We start from the raw sequence: 24,182 nt of genomic DNA, 5'->3' as shown, positions 1-24,182 counted from the left end.
ACGCGTGGGCCGGGAGGGCGAAGTGGTCAGAAGCGGAACGTCTCGCCCTCGCGGGCCATGCGGGTGGGGCCGCCGAAGGCGAGCGCGGCGCGGCCGGTCGCCGTCTGCCGCTTGAGCGTCGGGCCGACGTGCGTGACGAGGAGTTCCCGTACGCCGGCCTTGCGCGCCGCCTCGCCCGCGTCCTGCGGGGTCATGTGGACCTGTTCGCCTTCGCGATGCCGGTCGATGTCCGCCTCGCACAGCAACACGTCGGCCCCTGAGGCGAGTTCGGTGAGGGCGTCGCACGGGCCGGTGTCCCCCGAGTACGCGAGGACGCTGCCCTGGCACTCCGCGCGCAGCCCGTACGCCTCCGTGCCGTGCCGGACCGCCCGCGCGGCGAGGCGGAGGTTCCAGTGCCGGACGAGGAGGCCGTCGTACAGGGGCCTGAAGTCGAGGATTCCGCTGAGGAAGCGGACGTCCGCCCGGCCGAGGAAGCCGGCGAGCCGCAGCGCGCAGTCCCGTGGGGCGTACACGGGAATGGGGGCGGCCGGGGTCATGCCGCCGAACGCGAACGCGTACACCGCCGCGAGGAGGTCGGCGCTGTGGTCGGCGTGCAGATGCGACAGCCAGATCGCCGTCAGCTTTCGCGGGTCGGTGTGCCGCTGCAACTCCGCGAAGGTGCCGGGGCCCGCGTCCACCCACACCTCCGCGCCTCCGCCGCGCAGCAGGTAGCCCGAGCACGGGCGGTCCGGCGCGGGGTAGGGGGAGGCGGTGCCGAGGACGGTGAGGCTCAGGGGCATGCGTCGGAGGGTACGGGCGGGGGTGGTGGGGCGTCCGGGGATCGGGGGGATCTGCGGGGATTTCGAGGGGTGGGACTCAGGGGCGGTGGGGTCGCCGGCGTCGTACCTAAGGCATTTCCCCGATGCCTCCTGTACCCCCTTAGACCCACGATGACCAGGCATGACGACAAACACCTGGGCCGTACTGCGGGATCGTGACGCGGCTCTCTACCTCACCGGCGTGGTGATCTCCGGGTTCGGGACGTCCGCGCTCTGGCTGGTCTCCGGGGTCTGGGTCAAGGATCTCACCGGGTCCGACGGGCTGGCCGCGCTGTGCCTGCTCGCGATGTGGACGCCGACGCTCGCGGGGCCCCTGCTGGGCGCCCTCGCGGACCGTTTCCCCCGCAAACCCCTCCTCATCTCCTCCAGCCTCTTCCTCGCCGCCCTCCTCCCCGTCCTCCTCACCGTCGACTCCCCCGACCTCGTCTGGCTCCTCCTCGCGGTCCTCCTCCTCTACGGCGCGACAGGCGTCGTCAACGACGCCGCCGAGGCCGCCCTCGTCGCCACCACCCTCCCGGCCCCCCTCCTCCCCGACTTCAACGGCCTGCGCATGGCGATCACGGAGGGCATGAAACTGGTCTCGCCACTGGCGGGGGCGGGGTTGTACACGCTGTACGGCGGGCCTGCGGTGGTACTGCTGGACGCGGCGACGTTCGTGGTGGCGGCGGGGGTTTATGCGGGGTTGCGGGTGGGGGGTGGGGCTGGGGGCGGGCGCGGGCGCGGAGCCGTGGGCGCGGGCGCGGGCGCGGGGCAGGTGGCGGCGGGCGAGGACACACCGGGAGAACCCGGGGTCGGGCGGGCCGGGGCTGGGGAGGTGGAGGGGGCTCGGGCCGGGGAGAGGTCTCGGACCAGGGACGCGGGGCAGGCTCGGGTCGGGGATGCGGAGAAGGCTCGGACCGGGGACGCGGGGCGGGTGGGGGGACGTGAGACCGGCCGTGCGGGGTCGGGCCGGACGGAGGGCCGACGGGCCGAGGCTGCGGACGGAGCATCGACGCGAGGACGCTCCGGGGCTGGGCACCCCGCCGATGCGAGGCAGCCAGGGGAAGGGTCGTCCTGGGAGTCGGGGCGGCCGGGGGGTGGACCGGCGGGGGCGCGGGAGGCTGGGCCGCAGGAGGCCGGGCCGCAGGAGGCCGGACCGGGCGAGGCCGGAGCGCAGGGGGCCGGAGCGCAGGAGGCCGGACCCCGCGAGGCCAGGCCGCAGGAGGCCGGGCCGGGCGGCAGGGTTCTCGGACACGCCGCCGGCTTCGACCCGTCGGCCGAGACGGGACGGCCCCGGGTGCTGCGCCGGGTCGACGGACGGGGCTTGCGGGACGCCGAGTTGAACCCCGGGGGACTCGTACGGGTCGTCTCCGGGCGGGTTCGGCGGGTGCTCGCGCCTGCCCTGTCCCCCGCCCTCGCCGGTGCCCGGCATCTCTGGGGGCATCCCCGGCTGCGGCCTCTCGTTCTCGCCGGGGGCGTCAGCATGCTGTGTGCCGGGGTGAACGGGGCGTTGATCTACGCGGTGATCGACGGGCTCGGGCACTCCCCCGCGTTCGCCGGGGCGTTGTACGCGGTGCAGGGGGCCGGGTCCGTGGGGGTGGGGCTCGTGTCGGGGCGGGTGTCGCGGTGGCTCGGGGAGCGGCGGTTCGCGGCGTGGGGGATCGGGGTGACGGCCGTCGCGGTGGGGCTGCGGGCGATTCCGTACGACGCGGTGGCGCTCGTGTGTGCCGGGATGATCGGAATCGGCCTGCCCTGCGTCCTCATCGCCGCGCTCACCGCCGTCCAGCGGGAGACGCCGGACGAGATGCTGGGGCGGGCGGTCGCCACCGCGAACACCCTCGTGTACGCTCCGAACGTGATCGGCCTCGGGGTGGGCGCGGCGCTGGTGGAGCTGGTGGACTACCGACCGGCGCTGGTCGCCCTCGCGGCCGTGTGGCTCGCCACCGCGCTGCCGTTGCTGCGGGGCGGGCTCCGTGAGCGCGCCCCAGAGACGGCCGACCGCTGAGCAACTTCCCGGAGGGCCGGCGGCCTCCTGCGTGGCCTTGCAGGAGGCGCCCCGCCGTCCGAAGCCGGGGTTTTCGAAGCCGGGCTGTCCGAAGCCGGGGTTTTCGAAGCCGGGCTGTCCGGAGCCGAGGTTTTCGAAGCCGGGCTGTCCGGAGCCGAGGTTTCCGGAGCCGGGCCGGCCGAAGCCGGGCTGGCCGAAGCCGAGCCAGGCCGTCGGGAGCCCGGACCGAGCCGGACCGTCCGAAGCCGGGCCGAGCCGACCGAAGCCAAGCCAGGCCGTCGGGAGCCTGGCCGAGCCGGACCGTCCGGAGTCGGACCGGGCCGTACCAGCCGGGCCAGGCCGCGCCACCCGCCCCGAGCCGCCCGCCCCACCCCCGCGCGCTACAGCGCCTGGCTCCCCGGCTTCACCATGTTCCGTACCGTCCGCGCCTTCACGAACTCGCCCATCGCCGTCATCTCCCACTCCCCGGAGAACTGCCGGATGAGCTTGGCCATCATCACCCCCGTCTGCGGCTCCGCGCTGGTCAGGTCGAAGCGGACCAGTTCCTCGCCGGACGCGGCGTCGATCAGGCGGCAGTACGCCTTGGCGACCTCGGTGAACTTCTGGCCGGAGAAGGAGTTGACGGTGAAGACGAGCCCGGAGACCTCCTGGGGGATACGGCCGAGGTCGACGACGATCACCTCGTCGTCACCGCCGCCCTCGCCCGTGAGGTTGTCCCCGGAGTGCTTGATCGCGCCGTTGAGGATCGCCAGCTTGCCGAAGTAGCAGCTGTCGATGTGGTTGCGCTGCGGCCCGTAGGCGATGACGGACGCGTCGAGGTCGATGTCGCGGCCCCGGTACGCCGGTTCCCAGCCGAGCCCCATCTTGACCTGGGAGAGCAGGGGCGCCCCGCCCTTGACCAGGGACACGGTCTGGTTCTTCTGGAGGCTGACGCGCCCCTTGTCGAGGTTGATCTTCCCGGCGCCGGGCGGGGGCCCGGCCGGCATCGGGGGCGCGGCGGCGGGCGGCGGCGTCGAGGCGACGGCCCGCGTGGGGGCGGGCGCCACCGGCGCGGGCGTCGGCACGGGCGCCGGTGCCGGTTCCTCCACCGTCACCCCGAAGTCCGTCGCGATGCCGGCCAGGCCGTTCGCGTACCCCTGGCCGACCGCGCGGGCCTTCCAGGCGCCGTTGCGCAGGTAGATCTCGACGATGACGAGGGCCGTCTCGGCGCCGAGCTGGGGCGGGGTGAACGTCGAGATGACGGCGTTGTCGTCGGCGCCTCGGATCGTCGCCGTCGGTTCGACGCCCTGGAAGGTCTGGCCCGCCGCGTCGGGGCTGGCGGTGACGACGATCTTCTCGATGCCGGGAGGGATCGCGGTCGTGTCGACGACGATCGCGTCGGGGGCGGAACCTCCGCCGGAGCGGTACGTCACCCCGGGGCCGTTCGGCTGGTTGTAGAAGATGAAGTCGTCGTCCGAGCGCACCTTGCCGTCGGCGGTGAGCAGCAGGCCCGAGACGTCGAGCCGCACGGGCGCGGAGACGTCCACCGTCACTCTCGCGACGGGGAGAGGGATGTTCGAGCCGGGGGTCATAGCGGTCATGCCGGGTGAACGAACGAGACCACTTTGCCGTTCCCTTACCCGCTCCCCAGTCCGTCCTTCACTCGAACGAGCGACCCGACCCCGGTCGAGCCGAACGGCCCCCACCCCGGTCACCCCGGTCACCCCGGTGGCCCCGCCCCCGGAAGTCCTCCGGGAACAGGGCCACCGAAGCTCACAGCGCGGAGCTCAGTTCAGGCTCACCACCGTCCCCGCCCCGCTCGCGTACTCGACCCATCCGGTGGACCGTCCCCCGGTCCCGACCCCGGACCACGCGGCCGTCACCTTCAGCGGCGTCCCCGGAGTGGACGTCGCCGAGGCCGGCGTCACGGACAGTGACCCGGCGGGAACCGAACCGGAGCCGACCGCGTTGAACTGGTACGTGTACGGCGTCGTCCCCGGAGTGCTCGCCCCGGCCTCCTGGATGACGGCGACGAGGTAGGTCCCCGCCTCCGGCTTCGTCAGCACGACATTGGCGACGCCCTGCGCGTCGGGCAGCGCCACGGCCGTGTCGACGAGCTGTCCGTCGACGATCCGGCCGTACACGAACCCGACGACCCCGGTCGTCGCCCCGAACCGCACGGTGATCTCGGCGGCCTTGGTCCCGGCGGCGACGGACGGCAGGTAGTCGACCTCGTCGGCCCCGGTCAGCGTCCCGCTGTCGGGCGTGGCGGAGACCGGCCCGGTCGGCGTCGCGGTGAACGTGGTGGCGGCGGAGGTGACCTGGTAGGAGACCTGCCCGGCGGCGCCGCTCCCGGTCACCCGCGCGGGCGCGCGGACGGCCTGCGGGGTGACGACGATCGGGCTGCGGACGGTCGTCCGGCCGGACGACCAGGTCAGCGACCCGGTGTCGGCGACCCCGACGGGCGCGGTGGTGACGTCGAGCTTGACGGTGAACGTCTTGCGCTCACCCGGCCGCGTGAACTTCAGGGTGGACGGCTTGACGGTCGCCTTGACGCCCGGGAGGTCGACGGAGGCCCGGTAGACGCCCGGCGTGACGGCGGTGACCGTACGGGTCACGGTCTGGCTGCCGACGAGGTCCCCGACGGCGATGGACGCCGAGTTGAGGTCGCTGGCGTCGATCGGCTTCGCGCCGGTCCCGGTGTCGATGCCGAGGCCCTCCAGGTAGCGCAGCCAGTCGCGCTCGGAGGAGTCGTAGACGAGGCCGGGGCGCAGCATCCGCCATGCGGAGACCTCGCCGGCGCCCTGCGCGTAGACGTCCTCGCTGGCCTTGCCCTCGGGCGTGAGGGTCGGCGAGGTGGTCGTCATCATGGCCGACTTGATGGCCATCGGCGACCACTTGGGGTGCAGCGCGAGGTAGATCGCGGCGAGCCCGGTGATGTGCGGCGCCGACATCGACGTACCGGAGTAGAAGTCGAAGTCGTGGCCCCGGTTGGACGGCGGGGCGACGGCCGCGAGGATCGTCACGCCCGGCGCGGAGATGTCGGGCTTGAGGATGTCGCCGTTGTTCTGGAGCGAGGGTCCGCGCGAGGAGAACCCGGCGACCTGCGGGTAGGCGATGTCCGCGCCGCCGACGACGAGGGAGGCCGTCGCGCCCGCGCCCGCCGCGTAGGTGCGGACGGTGGTGGAGTCCGGGACGTTGAGGTGGACCGTCGGCAGGCTGTGCGAGTCGCCGTCGGTGCTGCCCTGGGAGACGTTGACGAGGACCATGCCGACGGCGTCGGCGCGCTTGGCCTCGGCGGACTTGGCGACCCGGTCGACGACGCCCCGGTCGCAGACGACGAGTTTCCCCGCCGCCAGTGCCGGGTCGAGTGTGCCGGGGGCGCAGATCGCGGCGTCGGCGGCGCTCGCGCCCGCGTTCTTCACGGCCGTCGAGCGCACCAGCGGCGCGGGGCCGACCGTACCGGCCAGTGACGTGCTGATGCCGGTGTAGCGCTCGCCGTTGCCGAGGACGACCGTGCCCTTGTACGGCTCGATCGTGCTGGCGGCGACGGTCGTCGTCCACGGCGCGATGTTGTCCAGCGTGCTGGCGCCGGGGCCGGAGTTGCCGCCGGAGGTGGAGATGAAGACGCCGGCCGCCGCCGCGTTGCGGAACGCGATCTGGATCGGGTCGTCCACCGGGGATTCGGAGCTGCTGCCGATGGAGTAGTTGATGACGTCGACGCCGTCGGCGGTGGCCTGGTCGATCGCGGCGACGATGTCGCTGGTCAGGCCGCCGGACTGGGTGCCGTCCTTGCTCTCCCAGAGCACCTTGTAGACGGCGATGGCAGCGCCGGGCGCGACGCCGGAGATCTTGCCGTAGGAGCGGCCGTCGATCGAGGCGGCCACGTTCGTGTTGCCGGCCGCCGTGGAGGCGGTGTGGGAGCCGTGGCCGCCGCCGTCGCGCGGGGACATGTAGTCGGCGCGGTTGGCCTCGGGCACCCACTCGCGCCAGGCGTCGCCGTACTGGCGGGCGCTGATGACCTTGCGGTTGCAGTCGGCGGCCGTGAACTCCTCGCCGGTCTCACAGGTCCCGGTGAAGGTCGCGCCGTCCGTCTTGCGCATGACGGTCGTCGTCCCCTTCAGGTAGGGGCGGTACTTGTCCCACGCCGGGGGCTTGGCGGCCGTGAGGGCGGGGGCGGCGAAGGAGGCGCTCTCGGGCCAGATGCCGGTGTCGAGGTCGCCGATGACAACGCCCTTGCCGGCGTTGGCGGTTCCGCCGAGCGCCGACCAGAGACCGTTGCGGCCGGACAGGTGCAGGTAGTCGACGGAGTTCTTGTCGTCGGTCGCCTGGTGCACCCGGTCGGGGGTGACGGAGATGACGCCCTTCGTCGCGGAGAGCCTGAGGATCTGGGCCGGAGTGAGCTTCGCGGAGAAGGTGTTGGTGGTGACGGAGTAGTGCCGGGCGACCTTCGCGCCGACCTTCTTCGCCGCCGCGTTCTGCTCGTCGACGAGGTGGGTGCGGTAGCGGCGGGCCTCGTCGGTGGTGACGTCGACCTTCTCGCCCGCGTCAGGCTTGGTCGCGGGGATGCCGTCGACGCCGCCGTCGTAGGTGGCGATCGGCTGGTCGGCGAGGGTGACGAGGTAGCGGCCGGATATAGGAGTCGGGGCATCCGCCGTGTCGGCGGCGGCAGTTGGGGCCGCGAGTGGTGCGGCGGCCAGGAGCAGGGCGGCGACGGACACACCGACCGTCGTCGGTCTTCGGTTCATGAAGTCCCCCCAGAGACGAGGAGGAAAGGGCCTCGCCCTTTCCGTGATCCGTGCGGGAAGCCGCCAACCGCCCTGTGGCGGTTGGCGGTTCATGGTGCACAGGGTGCGGCCCGAAAGGGAATGGCGCCTGCCGAAACCCCTACCGGGGTACTACGACGATCTTGCGCCCCACACCCTTGGCGAACTGCTCCAGCGCCTGCGGGTAGCTCTCCAGCGGGAGCCGGTCGCTGATGAACACGTCCGGGTCGAGCACCCCTCCCGCGAACAGCTCCGCCGCCCGCTCGAAGCTGTGCAGGACGGCCATCGAACCGGTGATGGTGATCTCCTGGTTGTAGATGCGGTACGGGTCGATGGTGACCCGGGTCGCGTAGTCGGCGACGCCGAACTGGAGGAACGTGCCCGCCTTCGCCACCCGCCCCAGCCCGTCCTGGATGGCCGCCGCGTTGCCGGTCGCGTCGACGACGATGTCCCAGCCCTGGGGCCGGTCCAACTCGTCCGCTCCGGCACCGGAGTTGGACGCCCCGAGCAGCCTCGCCGTCTCCAGCCGGGCCGGGTTGAGGTCGACGACGTCGACGCTCGCCGCGCCCGTCCGTTTGGCCAGCTCCAGCATCATCAGGCCCATCGTCCCCGAGCCGTAGATGAGGACGTGCGCGCCGAGGCGGGCGCGCAGGACGTCGTAGCCGCGCACCGCGCAGGACAGTGGCTCGACGAGCGCGGCGTCCTGGGTGCGGACGTGGTCCGGGAGGCGTACGCAGTTGGCGACCGGCGCGAGCGCGTACCGGGCCGCTCCCCCGGCCGTCGTCACGCCGATCGCGGCCCAGCGTTCGCAGAGGTTGTTGTGGCCGCTGCGGCAGTACCCGCACTCGTGGCAGTAGAGCGAGGGGTCGACGGCGACCCGGTCGCCGATCCTCAACTCGGTGACGGCGGAGCCCAGTCCGACGATCTCCCCGGCGAACTCGTGGCCCGGCACGATCGGCAGCCTGGGCGCGAACTCGCCCTGGAGGATGTGCAGATCGGTGCCGCACAGCCCGCAGGCGGCGACCTCGACGACGACGTCCCGGGGCCCCGGCGTCGGGTCGGGCACCTCGGTGACGACGGCCCGGCCCACGGACTCGATGACGGCGGCCTTCATGTCGTGGCTCCCCACTCGCTTGCGTACGTGTTCACTTGACGGCTCCCAGCGACAGGCCCTGGACCAGCTTGTCCTGCGCCGCGAACCCGGCCGCCAGCACCGGCAGCGAGACGACGAGGGACGCGGCGCACACCTTCGCGAGGAACAGGCCCTGGCTGGTGATGAACCCGGTGAGGAAGACGGGCGCGGTCTCGGCGACCACCCCGGTCAGGACCCGGGCGAAGAGCAGTTCGTTCCAGCTGAAGATGAAGCAGATCAACGCGGTCGCCGCGATCCCGGGCAGCGCGATGGGCGCGACGACCCGCAGCAGGACCGTCGGCAGCCGGGCCCCGTCGACGCGCGCCGCCTCGATCACCGCGACCGGCACCTCGGACAGGAAGGACTGCATCATCCAGACCGCGATCGGCAGGTTCATGGACGTGTAGAGCAGAACCAACAGCCAGATGTTGTCGAGGAGTTCGGTGTTCTTCGCGAACAGGTAGATCGGCAGCAGCCCGGCGACGGCCGGCAGCATCTTCGTCGACAGGAAGAAGAACAGGACGTCCGTCCACTTCCGCACCCGCCTGATCGACAGCGCGTACGCGGCGGGCAGCGCGAGCAGCAGCACCAGCAGCGTCGAACTCACCGACGCCACCGTCGAGTTGATCAGCGACGGCCAGGGGCTCGCCCCGCCGCCGACGCCGAAGAAGTCGCGGTACCCGTCGAGCGTCAGCGCGGCGGTGAAAGAGGGCGGGTTGGTCGCGGCGTCCGTCTCCGAGTGGAACGACGTCAGCGCCATCCACGCGATCGGCAGGAAGAACACGATCCCCAGGAACCAGGCGAGCAGCCCGAGTCCCTTGCTGCGTACGGCGTTCACGCGCGCGACACCTCCTCGCGGAACAGGGACGACACCACGCGCAGCGCGAGCGTGGCGATGATCAGCGAGCCGATGACGACGAGGACACCGGCCGCCGAGGCGAGCCCGTTCTCGTGGGCCTGGTAGAAGCTCTGGTAGACGGTGTAGGGGAGGTTGGCGGTGCCGAGGCCGCCGGAGGTGATGGTGAAGACGGCGTCGAAGTTCTGGACGATGTAGATCGAGCCGAGGAGCGCGCCGAGTTCGAGGTAGCGGCGCAGATGCGGCAGCGTGAGGTGCCGGAACACCTGCCAGTCGCCGGCGCCGTCGACGCGGGCGGCCTCGATCTGTTCGCGGTCGCGGCTCTGGAGTCCGGCGAGCAGGATCAGCATCATGAACGGCGTCCACTGCCAGACGAGCGCGGCCTCGACGGCGAGCAGCGGGGTGCTGGAGATCCAGTCGGGCTGCGGTCCGCCGACGTAGTGCAACAGGCCGTTCAGCAGCCCGTATTCGGGGTTGTAGAGGACGTGTTTCCACAGCAGTGCGGCGGCCACCGGCACGACCAGGAAGGGGGCGATGAGGAGGGTGCGGACGACGCCCCGGCCCTTGAAGCGGCGGTCGAGCAGCAGGGCGAGCGCGAGGCCGATGAGGAGGCTGGCGATCACGACGGACGCGGTGAGCAGGACGGTCGTCCACACGGAGTGGCGCAGGTCCGGATCGGTCAGCACCTGCCGGTAGTTGTCGAGGCCGGTGAAGCTGCGGGCGTCGGGGTAGAGGGCGTTCCAGTCGAAGAGGGAGATCACCACGGTCGCCACGAACGGCAGTTGGGTGACGACGATCATGAAGACCAGGGCGGGGAGCAGGGGGGCGCGGGTGGCCCAGGCGCGCATCCGGTTCGGGGACGGCGTCGCGGGGGTGCGAACGGGGTTCGCTACGGCGGGAGTTGTGGCGGTCATCGGCCCTCGTACTCCTCGGATACCTTGGCGGCGAGTCGCTGGGACTTCGTCAGCGCGGCCTCGACGGACTGGCGGCCCGCGATCGCCGCGCTGATCTCCTGGGAGACCTTGGTGCCCAGGTCGGTGAATTCGGGGATGCCGACGAACTGGATGCCGGGCGCGGGGCGTTGCTGGACGCCGGGGTCGTTCGGGCGGGCCGCCTCGATGGCCTCGCGGGTCATCTCCTGGAAGGCGGCGGCCGATTGCCGGTACTGGGGATAGGAGTACGTGGAACTCCGTTTGCCCGCGGGGACGTTGGCCCAGCCGATCTGTTCGCCGACGAGTTGCTCGTACTGCTTGCCGGAGGCCCAGGAGATGAACTTCCATGCCTTGTCGGCGTTGTGGGACGCCTTCTCCATGCCCCAGGCCCAGGTGTAGAGCCAGCCGGAGGCGTCGGTCTTCTCGACGGGCGCGGGGGCGTAGCCGATCTTGCCCTTGACCGGGGAGCCGTCGGCCTCCAGGGAGCCGGCGGCGGAGGTGGCGTCGTACCACATGGCGGTCTTGCCCTGGGTCATGTTGTTGAGGCACTCGGCGAAGCCGGACTGGGCGGCGCCGGACTCGCCGTGGTCGCGGACCAGGCCGACGTAGAAGGAGACGGCCCGCTGCCACTCCGGGGAGTCGAGGCGGGCCTTCCAGTCCTTGTCGAACCAGGTGCCGCCGAAGGTGTTGACGACGGTCGTGAGGGGGGCCATGACCTCGCCCCAGCCGGGGAGGCCGCGCAGGCAGATGCCCTTCATGCCGGGTTCGGCGCCGTCGAGTTTCGCGGCGAGGTCGGCGACCTGGGTCCAGGTGGGGCGGGCGGGCATGGTGAGGCCGTGGGCGGCGAGGAGGTCCTTGCGGTACATCAGGAACGAGGACTCGCCGTAGAAGGGCTGCCCGTACAGCAGCTCGTCGTCGCCGGTGAGCGACTCGCGCATGGGGGCGAGGACGTCCTTCTCGTCGTACGCGGGGTCCTTGGCGAGGTAGTCGTCCATCGGGTGGAGCCAGCCGTTGCGGGCGTAGATGGGGATCTCGTAGTTGGAGAGGGTGGCGACGTCGTACTGGCCGGCCTGGTTGGCGAAGTCCTGGCTGATCTTGTCGCGGACGTCGTTCTCGGGGAGGACGGTGAAGTTGACCTTGATGCCGGTCGCCTTGGTGAAGTGGTCGGGGGTGAGTTTCTGGAGTTCGGTCATCTGGGGGTTGTTGACCATGAGGACGTTGATGGAGTCGCCGCCGGAACCGGACCCTCCGGCGCCGGTCCAGCAGCCGGACAGGAGTAGGAGGGCGAGGGCGGACAGCAGGACGGGGACGCGCATGCGACGCTCCCTATGAGGTGATGGCGCGTAGGAAAAAGTGACTTATTGACCGGGTTGGTTTTTCAGACCCGCAGGACCTGCGGTCCCATCAGCGAGTACCGGTGCGCCTCGCTCGCCGGCAGCGCCGTGCTCGTCACGATCGTCTCCACCTCGCCCACCTGCGCGAAGCGGCAGAAACTCACCGCCCCGAACTTGGTGTGCACCCCGGTGAAGACGACCCTGCGCGCGGCCCGCACGGCCTGTGCCTTGACCTCGCCGACGGCCGGGTCGGGGGTGGTGAGGCCGTGCTCCCGGGTGATGCCGTTGGCGCCCAGGTAGGCGAGGTCGACGACGAACCCGGCGAGCATCTTCGTCGTCCAGTGGTCGACGGTGGCGAGCGTCCCCGCGCGCACGCGCCCGCCGAGCAGCAGCACGGACACGTTGTCGGCCGCCGCGAGCGCGCCCGCCACGGGGAGGGACGCGGTGACGACGGTCAGCAGGCGGTCCCGGGGCAGCGCCTCGGCGATGAGCTGCGGGGTGTAGCCCTCGTCGACGAAGACCGTCTCGGCGTCCCCGAGGAGGGTGGCCGCGGCGGCGGCGATCCGGCGTTTCTCCGGGACGTGGCTGGTGGCGCGGAACGCGAGGGTCGTCTCGAATCCGGCGCTCTCCACGGGGTAGGCGCCGCCGTGGGTGCGGCGGACCAGTCCGTGGTCCTCCAGGGCGCGCAGGTCGCGCCGTACGGTCTCCTTGGCCACGCCGAGGTCGGCGGCGAGGGCGTTGACGTCGACCGCGCCGGTGGCGCGGGCGACACGTACGATCTCGCGCTGGCGCTCTTCTGCGGTCCTCGCGTCCACGGCCACCGCCTACTTCCCGTCGGATGCCCGTTCGGGCACACAGCGGCCCCTCAGGGGCCTCAGGGGACCCGTTCGGGCTCACGGGGGAAGTTCTACCGGCGGGCCGAGGCCCTGAACAGGTCCGTCACACGGCGGATGCGGCCCGTTCGGGCCCGCTCCGGGCACGCGCGCGCCCGCCCGGACCTGCGCGGTCGTCGCGGGGCGGGCAGGGGCGGTGCCCGGACAGGGCTGCGGGCGGGCCCGTTCGGTGCCCGCCCGCGTGATCCCGTGGGGGGAGTCGGTACGGCCGCCGGACCGTCAGTACGGCCAGATCGGCGGGTCGGTGACGAAGCCGCCGCCGAGGTAGGCGTGCGCCTCGTTGCCGGGCTGGAGCTCCCCCTGTTCGGCGATCAGCTTCTCGGCGTACGGCTCGGAGTCGTCCTGCGGGTCGTAGCCGAGCGCCCGCGCGGAGGCGAGGTCCCACCACAGGCGGGTGTTCGCGGACGAGCCGTGGACGACGGTGTGGCCGACGTCCTCGGCGGTCAGGGCGGCGTGGAAGAGGCGGGCGCCGTCGGCGGGGCTCATCCAGATCGACAGCATGCGCACGGTCGTCGGCTCGGCGAAGCAGGAGCCGATGCGGACGGAGACGGTCTCCAGGCCGTGCCGGTCCCAGTAGAGCTGCGCGAGGTCCTCGCCGAAGGACTTCGACAGGCCGTAGAAGGTGTCGGGGCGGTGCGGGGTGGCGACCGGGATCAGCGGGTCGCCCTCCTGGGGGCGCGGGGTGTAGCCGACGGCGTGGTTGGAGGAGGCGAAGACGATCCGGCGGACGCCTTCCGCGCGGGCGGCCTCGTAGAGGTTGTAGGTGCCCTCGATGTTTGCCTTGAGGATCTTCTCGAAAGAGGATTCCAGGGAGATGCCCGCGAGGTGGACGATCGCGTCGACACCCCGGACGGCCTCCCGGAGGGCGTCGCGGTCGGCGAGGTCGGCGGTGATCGCGCCGGGGTCGCCGGGGACCGGGACGAGGTCGAGGGAGCGCAGGTCGTAGCCGTACTCCGGGAGCAGGCCCCGCATCAGGGTGCCGAGGCCACCGGCGGCGCCGGTCAGCAGGACGGTGCGCGGAGCGGGCATCCTCGGAATCTCCTCGGTCGGCGGGCCGTATGCGTGATCGTCATTCACATGCTTGGACAAGCTAAGGATTCCCGCCGTTTCCCGTCAAGGGGGCGCGAAGCCGGGAAATCCCCGTTCGGAGGCGCCTCCGCCCGCTTGACCCGCCGCGAGAGGGCTCCTTAGGGTGGCCGTGTTCATAAATATGTACGTCGATCAGAAGCGTGACCGCGTTCCGGGACGCGGCCACCGGACCGCCAGGGAGAGCCCGTGCCGACAGCCCCGCTCGCCGACCGCCTCACTGCCCCCACCGGGCCCCTCTTCTTCCCCGTCACCGCGTACGGCCGGGACGGCTCCCTCGACCTCGACGCCTTCCGCGCGCACGTGCGCCAGGGCGTCGACGCCGGTGCGGCGGCCGTGTTCGCGTGCTGCGGCACCGGGGAGTTCCACGCGCTCGACCTCGACGAGTTCGAGGCGTGCGTCCGCGCGGCCGTCGAGGAGACCGCCGGGCACGTCCCGGTCGTCGCGGGCGCCGGGTACGGCACGCGGCTCGCCGTCCGGTACGCGCGCGTGGCGCACGAGGCGGGCGCGGACGGGCTGCTCGTCCTGCCGCCCTACCTCGTCGTCGCCGGCCAGGAGGGGCTGCTGCGGCACTACCGGGAGGTGGCCGCCGCGACGCCGCTCCCGGTGATCGTCTACCAGCGCGACAACGCCGTCTTCACGCCGGAGACCGTCGTGGAGCTGGCCCGCACGGAGGGGATCATCGGCCTCAAGGACGGGCTGGGCGACCTCGACCTGATGCAGCGCATCATCAGCGCCGTCCGCAGCGAGATCCCCGGGGACTTCCTGTACTTCAACGGCCTGCCGACCGCCGAGCAGACGCAGCTCGCCTACCGCGCGCTGGGCGTCACCCTCTACTCGTCCGCCGTCTTCTGCTTCTCCCCCGACCTCGCGAACGCGTTCCACCGCGCGCTGCGCACCGGTGACGACACGACTGTCCACCGCCTCCTGGACGGCTTCTTCCGCCCGTACGTCGAACTGCGCGCGCAGGGGCGCGGGTACGCCGTCTCCCTCGTCAAGGCCGCCGTCCGCATGCGCGGTCTGGAGGTCGGCGAGGTCCGCTCCCCGCTGCACGAGCCGGCCGAGGATCATGTGAAGCAGCTCGCGCGGCTGATCGAGCGCGGTCACGCGCTCCTGGAGGAGGAGAGCAAGTGAAGGCGTCGACGTTCGTCTACCCCTGGGACGTCAACGGCGATCCCGGGGCCCCGGCTCGGATCGCCTCCCTCGGCGTGGAGCAGGTGACCCTGGCCGCCGCCTACCACTCCACGCGGGCCCTCACGCCGCGCCACCCCCGCCACCGGATCGTCACCGCCGAGCACGCGGCGGTCCTGTACGCCCCTGACACGCGCTGGGAGGGCCGGACCCTCCGCCCGTACCCCGCCGGGCCCTGGGCGCCCGGAGACGCCTTCGCAGAGGCCGCCGAGGCCCTCTCGGGCGCGGGCCTGGAGATCCACACCTGGGTCGTCCTCGCGCACAACTCCCGCCTCGGCGCCGAGCACCCCGCCACGTCCGTGGTCAACGCGTACGGCGACCGCTACCCCTGGGCGCCCTGCATCGCCCAGCCGGACACACGCGCGTACCTGACCGACCTCGCCGTCGAGGCCGCCGTGCGCCCCGGTGCGGCCGGCACCGAGCTGGAGTCGCTCGGCTGGTACGGGCTCCAGCACCTCCACGCCCACGACAAGACCGGCGGCGTGCCTCTCGGTGACGCCGGGATGTACCTCATGGCCCTGTGCTTCTGCGCCGTCTGCCGTGCGGGGTACGCAGGTCAGGGCGCCGACCCCGACGCGCTCGCCGCCGCCGTCCGCCAGGCCCTGGACCCGCTGTGGAAGGGCGCTGCGGAGGACGAGGGCTGGCCCGGCGTCGAGAAGCTCCTCGGCGAGACGTACGCGACGGCCACGCGCGCGTGGCGCGACGAAACGGCCCGCACGCTCCAGGAGGCCACCGTGAACGCCGTCCGCGCAGCCGCGCCGGAGGGCTTCCAGATCCTCCTGCACGCCGACCCGGTGACCTACCACGTCGGCGCCAACCCGGGCGTCGACCCGGCCCACATCCTCTCCGTCGCGGACGGCGTCGTCGTGCCCTGCGCGGGCGGGCCCGAACTCCTGCCGCCGTTCTCCCTCGGCCGGACCGGCCGGGAAGCCGTCGTCGCCGCGAACTTCGGGATCGTCTCCGCGATGGGGGGCCGTCCCGGGGACCTCGCGGACGACTTCACGCGCGCACGGGCGCTCGGGGCGACGGAGATCCGGCTGTACCACGCGGGGCTGGCCTCGGACGCGGATCTGGAGGTGACGCGGGGGGCGTTGGCGGGGCGCTGAGGGAGACGCGGGGGCGTTGGCAGGGGGCCGGGTCGTCGGCGGGGCGCCGGGGAGGTGGACGACGGACGGGGCCAGCCTCTCGGGGACGCCTCTCCGGGACGCCCCTCGTGCATGCCGACGCGGGCCGACCCCGGTCGGCGTGAGACGGCCCCGGTCGGCGTGAGACGGCCCGGTTGCCCGCGTGCCACCGGCGGTCGGTACGGCTCGCTCTCGCCCTACCCGGTCAGCGCGACCCCCGGTACCGGCCCGAGCACCCGCGAGCCTGCCGACCCGGCCGGGTACGACACCCGTCCTCGCCGCTACCCACCCAGCTTCTCCTCCAGCCACGCCCTCGCGAAAGCCACCGTCTCCGGTGCCTCGAACAGGTGGCTCTCGGCGGCTCCGACCCGGCCCCGGCGGCCGGACCCCGTGGCGAGCAGGTCCCGGGCGATCGCCTCGAAGGGGTCCGTTCCCCCGGGGACCACGGTCGAGTAGTCGAACGCCCCCTCCTCCGAGTCGATGTCGTGGAAACGGCGCCAGACGCGCTCGCCGTCGACGAGGAGGGGCTGTTCGTAGTCCACGAAGCGTTTGCCGGGGGCCTCGGCGAGGGCCTCCGCGTGGTGGAGGAGTGTCAGGGTGTCGAGGGGGGCGCCGAGCAGGAGGACCCGGCCGTTCAGCTCGACCAGTTTCGCGAGGGGGCTGCCGGGGCCGTGCGGGTCGTTCCAGGGGTGGTCGGCCGTCAGGGTCTCCGCCTGCGCGCCGAGTGCCGCGAAGCTGGCGTCCGGGTGTCTGCTGCGTACCGCTCCGGGCCGGCGCCGCAACGCCTCCGGGAGACGGCCGTTGTTGTGGTCGGCCTCGCTCGACTCGGCGTCGTACGCGGGGTGTTCCGCCCTGACGGCGGCCTGCCACTCCGCCGGCCAGGTCAGGAACTCGTACGGCGGGGCGTCGTTCCAGCCGCAGGTCACCATGAGGGTCCCCGCCGTGCCCACGACGTCCTGGAGCGCGCCGATGACGGTCTGCGGGCCGCCCGGGACGTACCCGATCGCGGACAGCCGGGTGTGGAACATGACGACGTCACCGCGCCGCAGGCCGAGCGCGGACAGGTCGCGGGTGAGGCGGCTGCGGGTGACGGGGCCGTCGGAGAGTTCGAGGAGGGCCGTCTCATCCACGGTGGTGAGCCTCCTGTCCGTGGGGGTGTTCCGGCGTCGTCGGCCAGGCGTCGCGTTCCGCGAGGTGGAGTACGAGGGCCGCGATGTTCCAGGCGTCGTCCTCGCCGCTGTGGTGGCGGCCTTCGAGGGGGAGGCCGGCGATCTGGAGGGCCTGGGCCATGCCGGGGCGTTTGCGCAGGCCGTGGGCGTCGGTGAAGGCGGCCTTGGCGTTGGTGTGGCGGCGGCCGAAGGGGTAGGGGGTACGGGTGGCCCGGCACTGGCGGGTGAACTGGAGGCGGTCGTAGTCGCCCCAGCTGGCCCAGGGTCTGCTGCCCGCGTGGTGCTCGGCGGCCAGTCGGCGGCACGCCTCGGCGAAGGTGACCCCGCCGTCGACCTCCCGTTGTGTCAGCCCCGTCAACTCGGTGCAGAACTCGCTGACTTCGGAGCGGGCCGGACGTACCAGAATCCGGTGCCGCGCGACCCGCTCCCGCGCGGCGAGGTCGACGACGGTCAGACCGACCTCGATGATCTCGCTGACCTTGCCGGGCGGCGGGGAGCCGGGCCAGCAGGTCGCCTCGACGTCCACGACGTTGAGGAGGAGGGCGTCGGGCCGGGGGGTGTCGTCCATGGCTGGAGCGTAGGAAAGCGGGGCAGGCGGGGCATCCGGTTTTCGGGTACCCCCACCCCCACCCCCACCCCCACCCCTACCCCCGCAACCCCACCACCAGCACCTCCACATACCGCCGCACCCTCCCCCGGTCCGGCCCCCGCTCACCCTCCCCCAGCTCCACGGCCGTGGCCACCCCATGGGCCAGCCGCAGCACATCCGTCGTCGACAGGTCCCCCCGCAGCGCCCCCGCCTCCCGAGCCCCCTCGACGAGCCGCTCGGTCGCCTCCTTCATCCGTGTCCCGCAGGCGCTGACCGGCGTGTCGGTCGCCGCGCACCCCAGCAGCGCCTTCATGCCGCGCATCTGGATGGTCCCGACGCACAGTTCGTGGAGCCACTCCGCGAGGGCCTCGCCGGGCGGCAGCTCGGCGCCGAGGGTGTCGGCCCGGACGGCGAGCGCCTCGATACGGTCGAGGTAGGCCGCCTCCAACAGGGCCTGGCGGGTGGGGAAATGGCGGTAGAGCGTGCCGGACCCGACCCCCGCCCGCTTGGCGATGTCGTCGAGGGACGCCTGCTCCCCATGTTCGGCGAACGCCTCGGCGGCGACCGCCAGCAACCGCTCGTAGTTGCGGCGGGCGTCCGCCCGCATGGGCTTGACCTGCGTCATCCGGTAACTCCTCGCGAACCCGTCCCGTTGCTCCCCACTTCCCGCATGCTCCACCACCACGCCCCCGGGACACCAGACGGGGTGTCCCCCACACGCACCGCCGCACCCCCGCCTTCCCCCCGACGCACCCTCGCCCTCGCCCTCACCCCGACGCCCCCGGCCCCACGCCGACGCACCCCCGCCCGCCCGCACACCAGCGCGCCCCCGGCAACACCTCACCGGGGACGCGCCCAAGATCCCGCCCCGCGCTACATCTTCGTCGCCCCCGCGGCCAGATCCCGCAGGAAGTGCCGCGCCCCGATCAGGAAGACGATGATCAGCGGCACGACACTCATCAACGCCCCGGCCATCACGAGCGAATAGTCGGCCTGGTAAAGGACGTTGAGGTTCGCCAGCGCCACCTGGAGCGTCACCTTCTCCGGGTCGATCATGACGACCAGCGGCCAGATGTAGTCGTTCCACAGCCCGATGAACGTGAAGATCCCGAGGAACGCGAGCGCGGGCCGGAACATCGGCAGCGCGACCTTCCAGTAGAGCCGGAAGAAGCCCGCCCCGTCGATCCGCCCGGCGTCGAGGAGTTCGTCCGGCAGCGAGTTCTCCGCGTACTGCCGCATCCAGAAGATGCCGAACGCGTTGGCCGCGCCGGGGATGATGAGCGCCTTCAGCGAACCGGCCCAGCCGAACTCCGCCATCGTCACGAACTGCGGCACCAGCGAGAGCTGGGCCGGGATCATGTACGTCATCAGCAGCATGCCGAACATGAACCGCTTCGCCGGGAAGTCGTACTTGGCGAAGGCGAACGCAGCGAGCGAGTCGAAGAAGAGGACGAGCGCCGTACCGACCACGGCGACGACGACCGTGTTGAAGAGGGAGCCGAAGAAATCGACGGAGTCGATCACCCGCTTCATGTTGTCCAGCAGATGCGGCCCGGGGACCAGCTTCGGCGGGTAGCGGTAGATGTCCTGCGTCGTGCCGGACGCCATCACCACCAGCCAGTAGAAGGGGAAGAGGGAGACCAGCACACCCAGCAGCAGCACGACACGGACACAGATCCGGGTGACCCTGCTGCCGGAGCCGATCGCGAGCCCGGCGTTGTTCTGTTCAGCGGCCACGGCGCGCCCCCTTGTCCCGATTCCCGGACACCAGACGCCAGTTGACGATCGTGAACAGCGCGATGATCGCGAACAGCACCCAGCCCATCGCGGCGCCGTACCCGAACTGGTGGTCCTTGAAAGCCTTCTGCCACAGGTAGAGCACGATCGTCATGCCCTCCTGCCCCGGCCCGCCCGTGGTCCCGACGTCGTCGGTCTGGAACAGCACCTGCGACTCGGTGAAGATCTGGAGGCCGTTGATGCTGGAGGTGATCGCGGCGAACAGGATCACCGGCTTCAACTGCGGTACGACGACCCGGAACAGCGTCTGCCAGCTGTTCGCGCCGTCCATCCGCGCCGCCTCGAAGTGCTCGGTCGGGATGGCCTGGATACCGGCGAGGAAGATCAGCGCGTTGTACCCGACCCATCGCCAGATGATCATCAGCGAGATCGCCGACTTGATCCCCCACTCGGACGACAGCCACCCCACGCCGTCCAACCCCACCGCTCTGAGGCCCGAGTTGGCGAGCCCGCTCTGCGCGAACACCGACCCGAAGACGATCGTCATCGCGACCATCGACGTCACGTTCGGCACGAAGTACGCGACCCGGTACGCCCCGCCGAACCGCACCTGCGAATGCAGCAGGAACGCGATCACCAGCGCGAGGAACAGCATCGGGACCGTCGAGAGGAACCAGATCTCGAAGGTGTTCAGCACCGAGTGCCAGAACACCGAGTCCTCCAGCAGCCACTTGTACTGCTGCACCCCGACGTAGCGCATGCTCCCGATGCCGTCCCAGTCCTGGAAGGACAGGTAGAGCGAGAACACCACCGGGAACGCCCCGAACACCGCGAACAGCACGTAGAACGGCGCGATGGCGAGCAGCGGCCCGAGATGACGCCGGTTCCCGCCGGGCGCGGTGGACGAGGTACGGCGGACCAGCGGCCGTTTCTGCGCGCGGCTGCGCTCGGCGACCGTCGCCATGTCAGCTCACCCCCACTCTGATCAGGGCGGACTCGGCGCCGTTCACCGCGTCCCGCCAGGCCCGTTCGGGGTTCTTGCCGAGCGTCTGGACGTTGGTCAGCTCCTGGAAGAACGGGGTGTTGGCGATCTCCTCGTACGGGCTGAAGTAGACGACCGGCGCGTTCTGCGCCGCCGGGCCGAACACGTCGATGGGCCGCTGGCCCCCGAAGAAGGGGTCGGCCTCGTGCATCGCGGGGTTCGCGTAGGCGGCCGGAGTGGTGGGGAACAGGGCCATCTCCTGGTAGGACTTGAGCTGGTTGGCCGGGCTGAGCAGCCAGGTCAGGAAGGCGAACGCGCGCTCCGGCTCCCGGCAGTAGCGGGTCAGCGTCATGTACGAACCGCCGTAGTTCGCCGGGCCGTTCGGCATCGTCGTCAGCCGCCACAGCCCGGAGGTCTTCGGCGCGGTGTCCTTGAGACCGTTGATCGCCCAGACGGCCGTCGTCATGGTGGCGATCCTGCTGCCGGTCATCGCCGCGTTGTAGTCGGGTGTGCCGTCGGAAATTCTGGCGGCGAGGCCCTGGCGGAGGATCTCGACGGCCGTGTCCCAGGCCCGCCGGACATGCGCCTGGTCGCCGATGAAGCGGTTGCCGGAGTCGACGAACTGCTTCGTCGACTGGAGCATGGCCTGCTGGAAGACGTTGCCGATGTTGCTGACCAGGAACACGCCGTTCGTCTTCAGGGCGCGTCCGGCGGCGATGTACTTCTCCCAGGTGGAGACCGCCTCGGCGACGTCCGCGGGCTCGTACGCGAGCCCGGCCTTCTGGAAGAGGTCCCGGCGGTAGTACAGGGCCGTCGGACCGGCGTCGAGCGGGAAGCCGATCATGCGGCCCGACGGGGTGAAGCAGCTCTTCCACTTCCAGTCGAGGTACTGGTCCTGGACCTTCTGCGCGCCGAAGTCCCGCAGGTCGAGGAACTCGTTCTCGTCGGGGAAGAACGTCGCGAGGTTGTCGGAGTTCGCGACGGTGATGTCGGGGACGTAGGCGCGCGCGGCGAGGCTGGTGCGCACCTTCGAGTCGATCTCGCCGGACGGCATCTGCGCGCCCCGCACCCGCAGCCCCGGCACGCCGGGGACCGAACTGCGGGCGGTGGCGAGGAGTTTGTCGCTCAGCGCGCCTTTCCAGTACCAGAGGCTGAGGTGATCGGTGCCGGCCGAGGCCGAGCCACTGGCCGCCCCGCACCCGGACAGCCCCAGCAGGGTCCCGCCCGCGCCGCCGAGGGAGACCCCCAGCAGGCGTCTACGGGACATCGTTCGGTGTTCCATCACGCGCGGCTCGCTTTACGGGGAAGAAGGCGGGGGGAGGCAGGGGGGAGAGAGCAGGGCGGGACAACGATGTCAGTTGTCCCGTGAACGTTCACGTGAGCGTTGCCGTCGAGTATTGAGGCGGCTGAAAAGCAGTGTCAAGACACGTACACGGGATATGTGCTGACGTCATGTCAGCAGGGCGGGCCGCCTCAGGCGGAGGCGCGCACCACCAGCTCGGGAATCACCCAGGCGTCCTCGCCCGACAGGGGTTCCTCCCCCGCGCGCAGCCGCGCGACCTGCTCGATCGCCAACCGTCCGAGCCGGCGTTTGTCCAGGTGGAGGGTGGTGAGCGCGGGTTCGACGAGGGCGCCGAGGGAGAGCCCGTCGAACCCCATCACGGCGAGGTCGCCGGGGAGGCTGAGCCCTCGCCTGCGCGCGGCGCGCATCGCGCCGACCGCGATCAGGTCGTTGAACCCGAAGACGGCGGTCAGCTCGGGGTGGTGCGCGTCGAGCAGCCGTTCCATGCCGGTCTCGCCACCGAGGACGCTGTGCTCGGGGCAGCAGACGATCCACCGCTCGTCGAGGTCGAGGCCGTGCCGCCGCGCCTCGGCGAGGAACGCCTCCCGCCGGGGCCCGGGCAGGGGCCCCCGGTCGCCGTCGAGCATGCCGATACGACGGTGTCCCGCGCGGACGAGGTGCGCCATCCCGCGTTCCAGGCCGCCCGCCGCGTCGATGCCGACGGCCGCGAACCGGGTCTGCTGCGGGCCGCGCTCCAGCAGGACGAGGGGGACGCCGCCGAGGTGGCGGGCGAGGACGTCGTCCTCGTTCTTGAAGTAGCCGACGACCGCGTCCGCCTGGTGGGACAGCATGTCCAGCGCCTCGCGCTCGCGGACGTCGTCGGAGCGGGTGTCGCAGACGACGACCTGCCAGCCGCGCTGCTCGGCGGCCTCCAGGACCCCGGCGGCGACCTCGGGGAAGAACGGGTTCATCAGGTCGGGGATGACCAGTCCGGCCGTGACCGTGCCCTTGCGGACGAGGCCGCGCGCGAACCGGCTCGGCCGGTAGTTCAGCAGCCGGGCGGCCTCCAGGACGCGTTCCTTGGTCGCCGGATCGATCTCGCCCTTGTCGTTGACCGCGCGGGAGACCGTCTGGCGGGAGACGCCCGCCAGCCGGGCCACGTCATGGATGGTGGCCCGGCGGCTAGGTCCGTCGGACTGGTCGATACGCGGCTTCCGCCGCTCTTCGTCGGCCCACACGGGTGAACTGTATCCGGCCATCACGGGAACGCGATCGCCGCGTGCGCTCAGAACAGCGCGCTGTACGCGTTCAGCGCCGGCTGGCCGCCGAGGTGGGCGTACAGGACGGTGGAGTCCGCGCCGATCTCGCCGCGCCGGACCAGGTCGACCATGCCGGCCATCGACTTGCCCTCGTACACGGGGTCGGTGACCATCCCCTCGGTGCGGGCCGCGAGGCGCATCGCGTCGAGGGTGGTGTCGTCGGGGATGCCGTAGATCCCGGCGTGGTAGCGCTCGTCGAGTTCGACGTCGTCCTCGGTCAACTCGCGCTTGACGCCGATGAGTCGACCGGTTCCCTGGGCGATGCGGGCGATCTGGGTACGGGTCGCGGCGGGCTTCGCGGAGGCGTCGATGCCGAGGACCCGGCGCGGGCGGCCACCGGCCTCCGCCAGGGCGGCGAACCCGGCGACCATCCCGGCCTGCGTGGAGCCGGTGACGGAACAGACCACGACGGTGTCGAAGAAGACGCCCGACTCGGCTTCCTGCTGCGCGACTTCGTACGCCCATCCGGCGAACCCGAGCCCGCCGAGCGGATGGTCGGAGGCGCCGGCCGGGATCGCGTACGGCGTGCCGCCCGACTCCTCGACCTCCCGCAGCGCCTGCTCCCAGCTCTCCTTGAACCCGATCCCGAACCCGGCCTTGACCAGCCGGACGTCCGCCCCGGCGAGCCGGCTGATCAGGATGTTGCCGACCTTGTCGTACACGGCGTCCGGCCAGTCAACCCAACTCTCCTGCACCAGCACGCACTTGAGCCCGGCGCGGGCGGCGACGGCCGCGACCTGGCGGGTGTGGTTGGACTGCACCCCGCCGATCGAGACGAGCGTGTCGCACCCCTTCGCGAGGGCGTCGGCGACCAGGTACTCCAGCTTGCGCGTCTTGTTGCCGCCGTACGCCACACCGGAGTTGCAGTCCTCGCGCTTCGCCCACAGCGAGGCGCCGCCGAGGTGGGCGGTGAGGCGTTCCAGCGGGTGGACGGGGGAGGGACCGAAGAGGAGGGGGTAACGGTCGTACGAGGAAAGGGACATGAGGTTCTCCCGAACGTGTCTCAGGG

At 71.8% G+C, this 24,182-nt stretch carries 19 protein-coding genes and 2 pseudogenes; 4 read left to right on the top strand and 17 right to left on the bottom strand.

Annotated elements, in window-relative coordinates:
* Positions 1–26: 26 nt before the first annotated feature.
* Entirely contained in the window at positions 27–779 is a 753-nt protein-coding gene (locus tag ABZX85_RS31960; protein ID WP_355876216.1) for an MBL fold metallo-hydrolase, read from the bottom strand.
* A 160-nt stretch (positions 780–939) separates the two neighbouring features.
* On the opposite strand from ABZX85_RS31960, the pseudogene ABZX85_RS31955 reads away from it, so the two are divergent.
* A pseudogene (locus ABZX85_RS31955) lies at positions 940–1,509 on the top strand (MFS transporter); the annotation flags it as partial.
* A gap of 708 nt (positions 1,510–2,217) precedes the next feature.
* A pseudogene (locus tag ABZX85_RS31950) lies at positions 2,218–2,802 on the top strand (MFS transporter); the annotation flags it as partial.
* A gap of 380 nt (positions 2,803–3,182) precedes the next feature.
* On the opposite strand, the gene ABZX85_RS31945 reads toward ABZX85_RS31950, so the two are convergent.
* The 8 genes from ABZX85_RS31945 to ABZX85_RS31910 form a co-directional block, all read right to left on the bottom strand.
* Positions 3,183–4,373, bottom strand: coding sequence for a TerD family protein (locus tag ABZX85_RS31945; RefSeq protein ID WP_355876513.1), 1,191 nt, complete (start codon positions 4,371–4,373; stop codon positions 3,183–3,185).
* Positions 4,374–4,568: 195 nt separating this feature from the next.
* A complete protein-coding gene (locus tag ABZX85_RS31940; protein ID WP_355876213.1) occupies positions 4,569–7,529 on the bottom strand; it encodes a S8 family serine peptidase in 2,961 nt (986 codons plus the stop codon).
* Between the two features lie 139 nt (positions 7,530–7,668).
* Positions 7,669–8,661: a zinc-dependent alcohol dehydrogenase family protein gene (locus ABZX85_RS31935; RefSeq protein WP_355876210.1), complete on the bottom strand. Its 993-nt coding sequence runs from the start codon at positions 8,659–8,661 to the stop codon at positions 7,669–7,671.
* 31 nt (positions 8,662–8,692) lie between these two features.
* Positions 8,693–9,517, bottom strand: a complete 825-nt coding sequence (locus ABZX85_RS31930; protein WP_355876207.1) for a carbohydrate ABC transporter permease — start codon at positions 9,515–9,517, stop codon at positions 8,693–8,695.
* Positions 9,514–10,449, bottom strand: a complete 936-nt coding sequence (locus ABZX85_RS31925) for a sugar ABC transporter permease (protein WP_355876204.1) — start codon at positions 10,447–10,449, stop codon at positions 9,514–9,516. The genes ABZX85_RS31930 and ABZX85_RS31925 overlap by 4 nt, the downstream gene beginning before the upstream one ends.
* Positions 10,446–11,783: a sugar ABC transporter substrate-binding protein gene (locus tag ABZX85_RS31920; protein WP_355876201.1), complete on the bottom strand. Its 1,338-nt coding sequence runs from the start codon at positions 11,781–11,783 to the stop codon at positions 10,446–10,448. The genes ABZX85_RS31925 and ABZX85_RS31920 overlap by 4 nt, the downstream gene beginning before the upstream one ends.
* Positions 11,784–11,845: 62 nt before the next feature.
* Positions 11,846–12,616, bottom strand: a complete 771-nt coding sequence (locus ABZX85_RS31915; RefSeq protein ID WP_355876199.1) for a DeoR/GlpR family DNA-binding transcription regulator — start codon at positions 12,614–12,616, stop codon at positions 11,846–11,848.
* Between the two features lie 297 nt (positions 12,617–12,913).
* Positions 12,914–13,723 (bottom strand): NAD(P)-dependent oxidoreductase, encoded by an 810-nt coding sequence (locus ABZX85_RS31910; RefSeq protein WP_355876197.1) that lies wholly within the window; start codon positions 13,721–13,723, stop codon positions 12,914–12,916.
* Between the two features lie 246 nt (positions 13,724–13,969).
* On the opposite strand from ABZX85_RS31910, the gene ABZX85_RS31905 reads away from it, so the two are divergent.
* On the top strand, positions 13,970–14,914 hold the full coding sequence (locus tag ABZX85_RS31905) for a 5-dehydro-4-deoxyglucarate dehydratase (RefSeq protein WP_355876195.1): 945 nt from the start codon (positions 13,970–13,972) through the stop codon (positions 14,912–14,914).
* Entirely contained in the window at positions 14,911–16,077 is a 1,167-nt protein-coding gene (locus ABZX85_RS31900) for a hypothetical protein (RefSeq protein ID WP_355876193.1), read from the top strand. The genes ABZX85_RS31905 and ABZX85_RS31900 overlap by 4 nt, the downstream gene beginning before the upstream one ends.
* A 299-nt stretch (positions 16,078–16,376) precedes the next feature.
* On the opposite strand, the gene aac(3) is transcribed toward ABZX85_RS31900, so the two are convergent.
* From aac(3) to ABZX85_RS31860, 8 genes are all read right to left on the bottom strand, one after another.
* Positions 16,377–17,225 (bottom strand): aminoglycoside 3-N-acetyltransferase, encoded by an 849-nt coding sequence (gene aac(3) / locus ABZX85_RS31895; protein ID WP_355876190.1) that lies wholly within the window; start codon positions 17,223–17,225, stop codon positions 16,377–16,379.
* Positions 17,218–17,832: a 3'-5' exonuclease gene (locus ABZX85_RS31890; RefSeq protein WP_355876187.1), complete on the bottom strand. Its 615-nt coding sequence runs from the start codon at positions 17,830–17,832 to the stop codon at positions 17,218–17,220. Before ABZX85_RS31890 ends, aac(3) begins: the two co-directional genes overlap by 8 nt.
* Positions 17,833–17,908: 76 nt before the next feature.
* On the bottom strand, positions 17,909–18,478 hold the full coding sequence (locus ABZX85_RS31885; RefSeq protein ID WP_355876184.1) for a TetR/AcrR family transcriptional regulator: 570 nt from the start codon (positions 18,476–18,478) through the stop codon (positions 17,909–17,911).
* Between the two features lie 248 nt (positions 18,479–18,726).
* Positions 18,727–19,590 (bottom strand): carbohydrate ABC transporter permease, encoded by an 864-nt coding sequence (locus ABZX85_RS31880; RefSeq protein ID WP_355876181.1) that lies wholly within the window; start codon positions 19,588–19,590, stop codon positions 18,727–18,729.
* A complete protein-coding gene (locus ABZX85_RS31875) occupies positions 19,580–20,554 on the bottom strand; it encodes a sugar ABC transporter permease (RefSeq protein WP_355876178.1) in 975 nt (324 codons plus the stop codon). The genes ABZX85_RS31880 and ABZX85_RS31875 overlap by 11 nt, the downstream gene beginning before the upstream one ends.
* A gap of 1 nt (position 20,555) precedes the next feature.
* On the bottom strand, positions 20,556–21,839 hold the full coding sequence (locus ABZX85_RS31870; RefSeq protein WP_355876175.1) for an ABC transporter substrate-binding protein: 1,284 nt from the start codon (positions 21,837–21,839) through the stop codon (positions 20,556–20,558).
* Positions 21,840–22,045: 206 nt separating this feature from the next.
* A complete protein-coding gene (locus ABZX85_RS31865; protein WP_355876172.1) occupies positions 22,046–23,092 on the bottom strand; it encodes a LacI family DNA-binding transcriptional regulator in 1,047 nt (348 codons plus the stop codon).
* A gap of 47 nt (positions 23,093–23,139) precedes the next feature.
* Positions 23,140–24,156, bottom strand: a complete 1,017-nt coding sequence (locus ABZX85_RS31860) for a 1-aminocyclopropane-1-carboxylate deaminase (protein WP_355876169.1) — start codon at positions 24,154–24,156, stop codon at positions 23,140–23,142.
* Positions 24,157–24,182 lie beyond the last annotated feature (26 nt).

Origin of the sequence: Streptomyces sp. NPDC004539 (assembly GCF_040610055.1) — a bacterium.
Classification (GTDB): Bacteria; Actinomycetota; Actinomycetes; order Streptomycetales; family Streptomycetaceae; genus Streptomyces.
The sequence above is the reverse complement of the archived record's forward strand: the minus strand, read 5'-3'. Positions and strand labels throughout refer to the sequence as shown.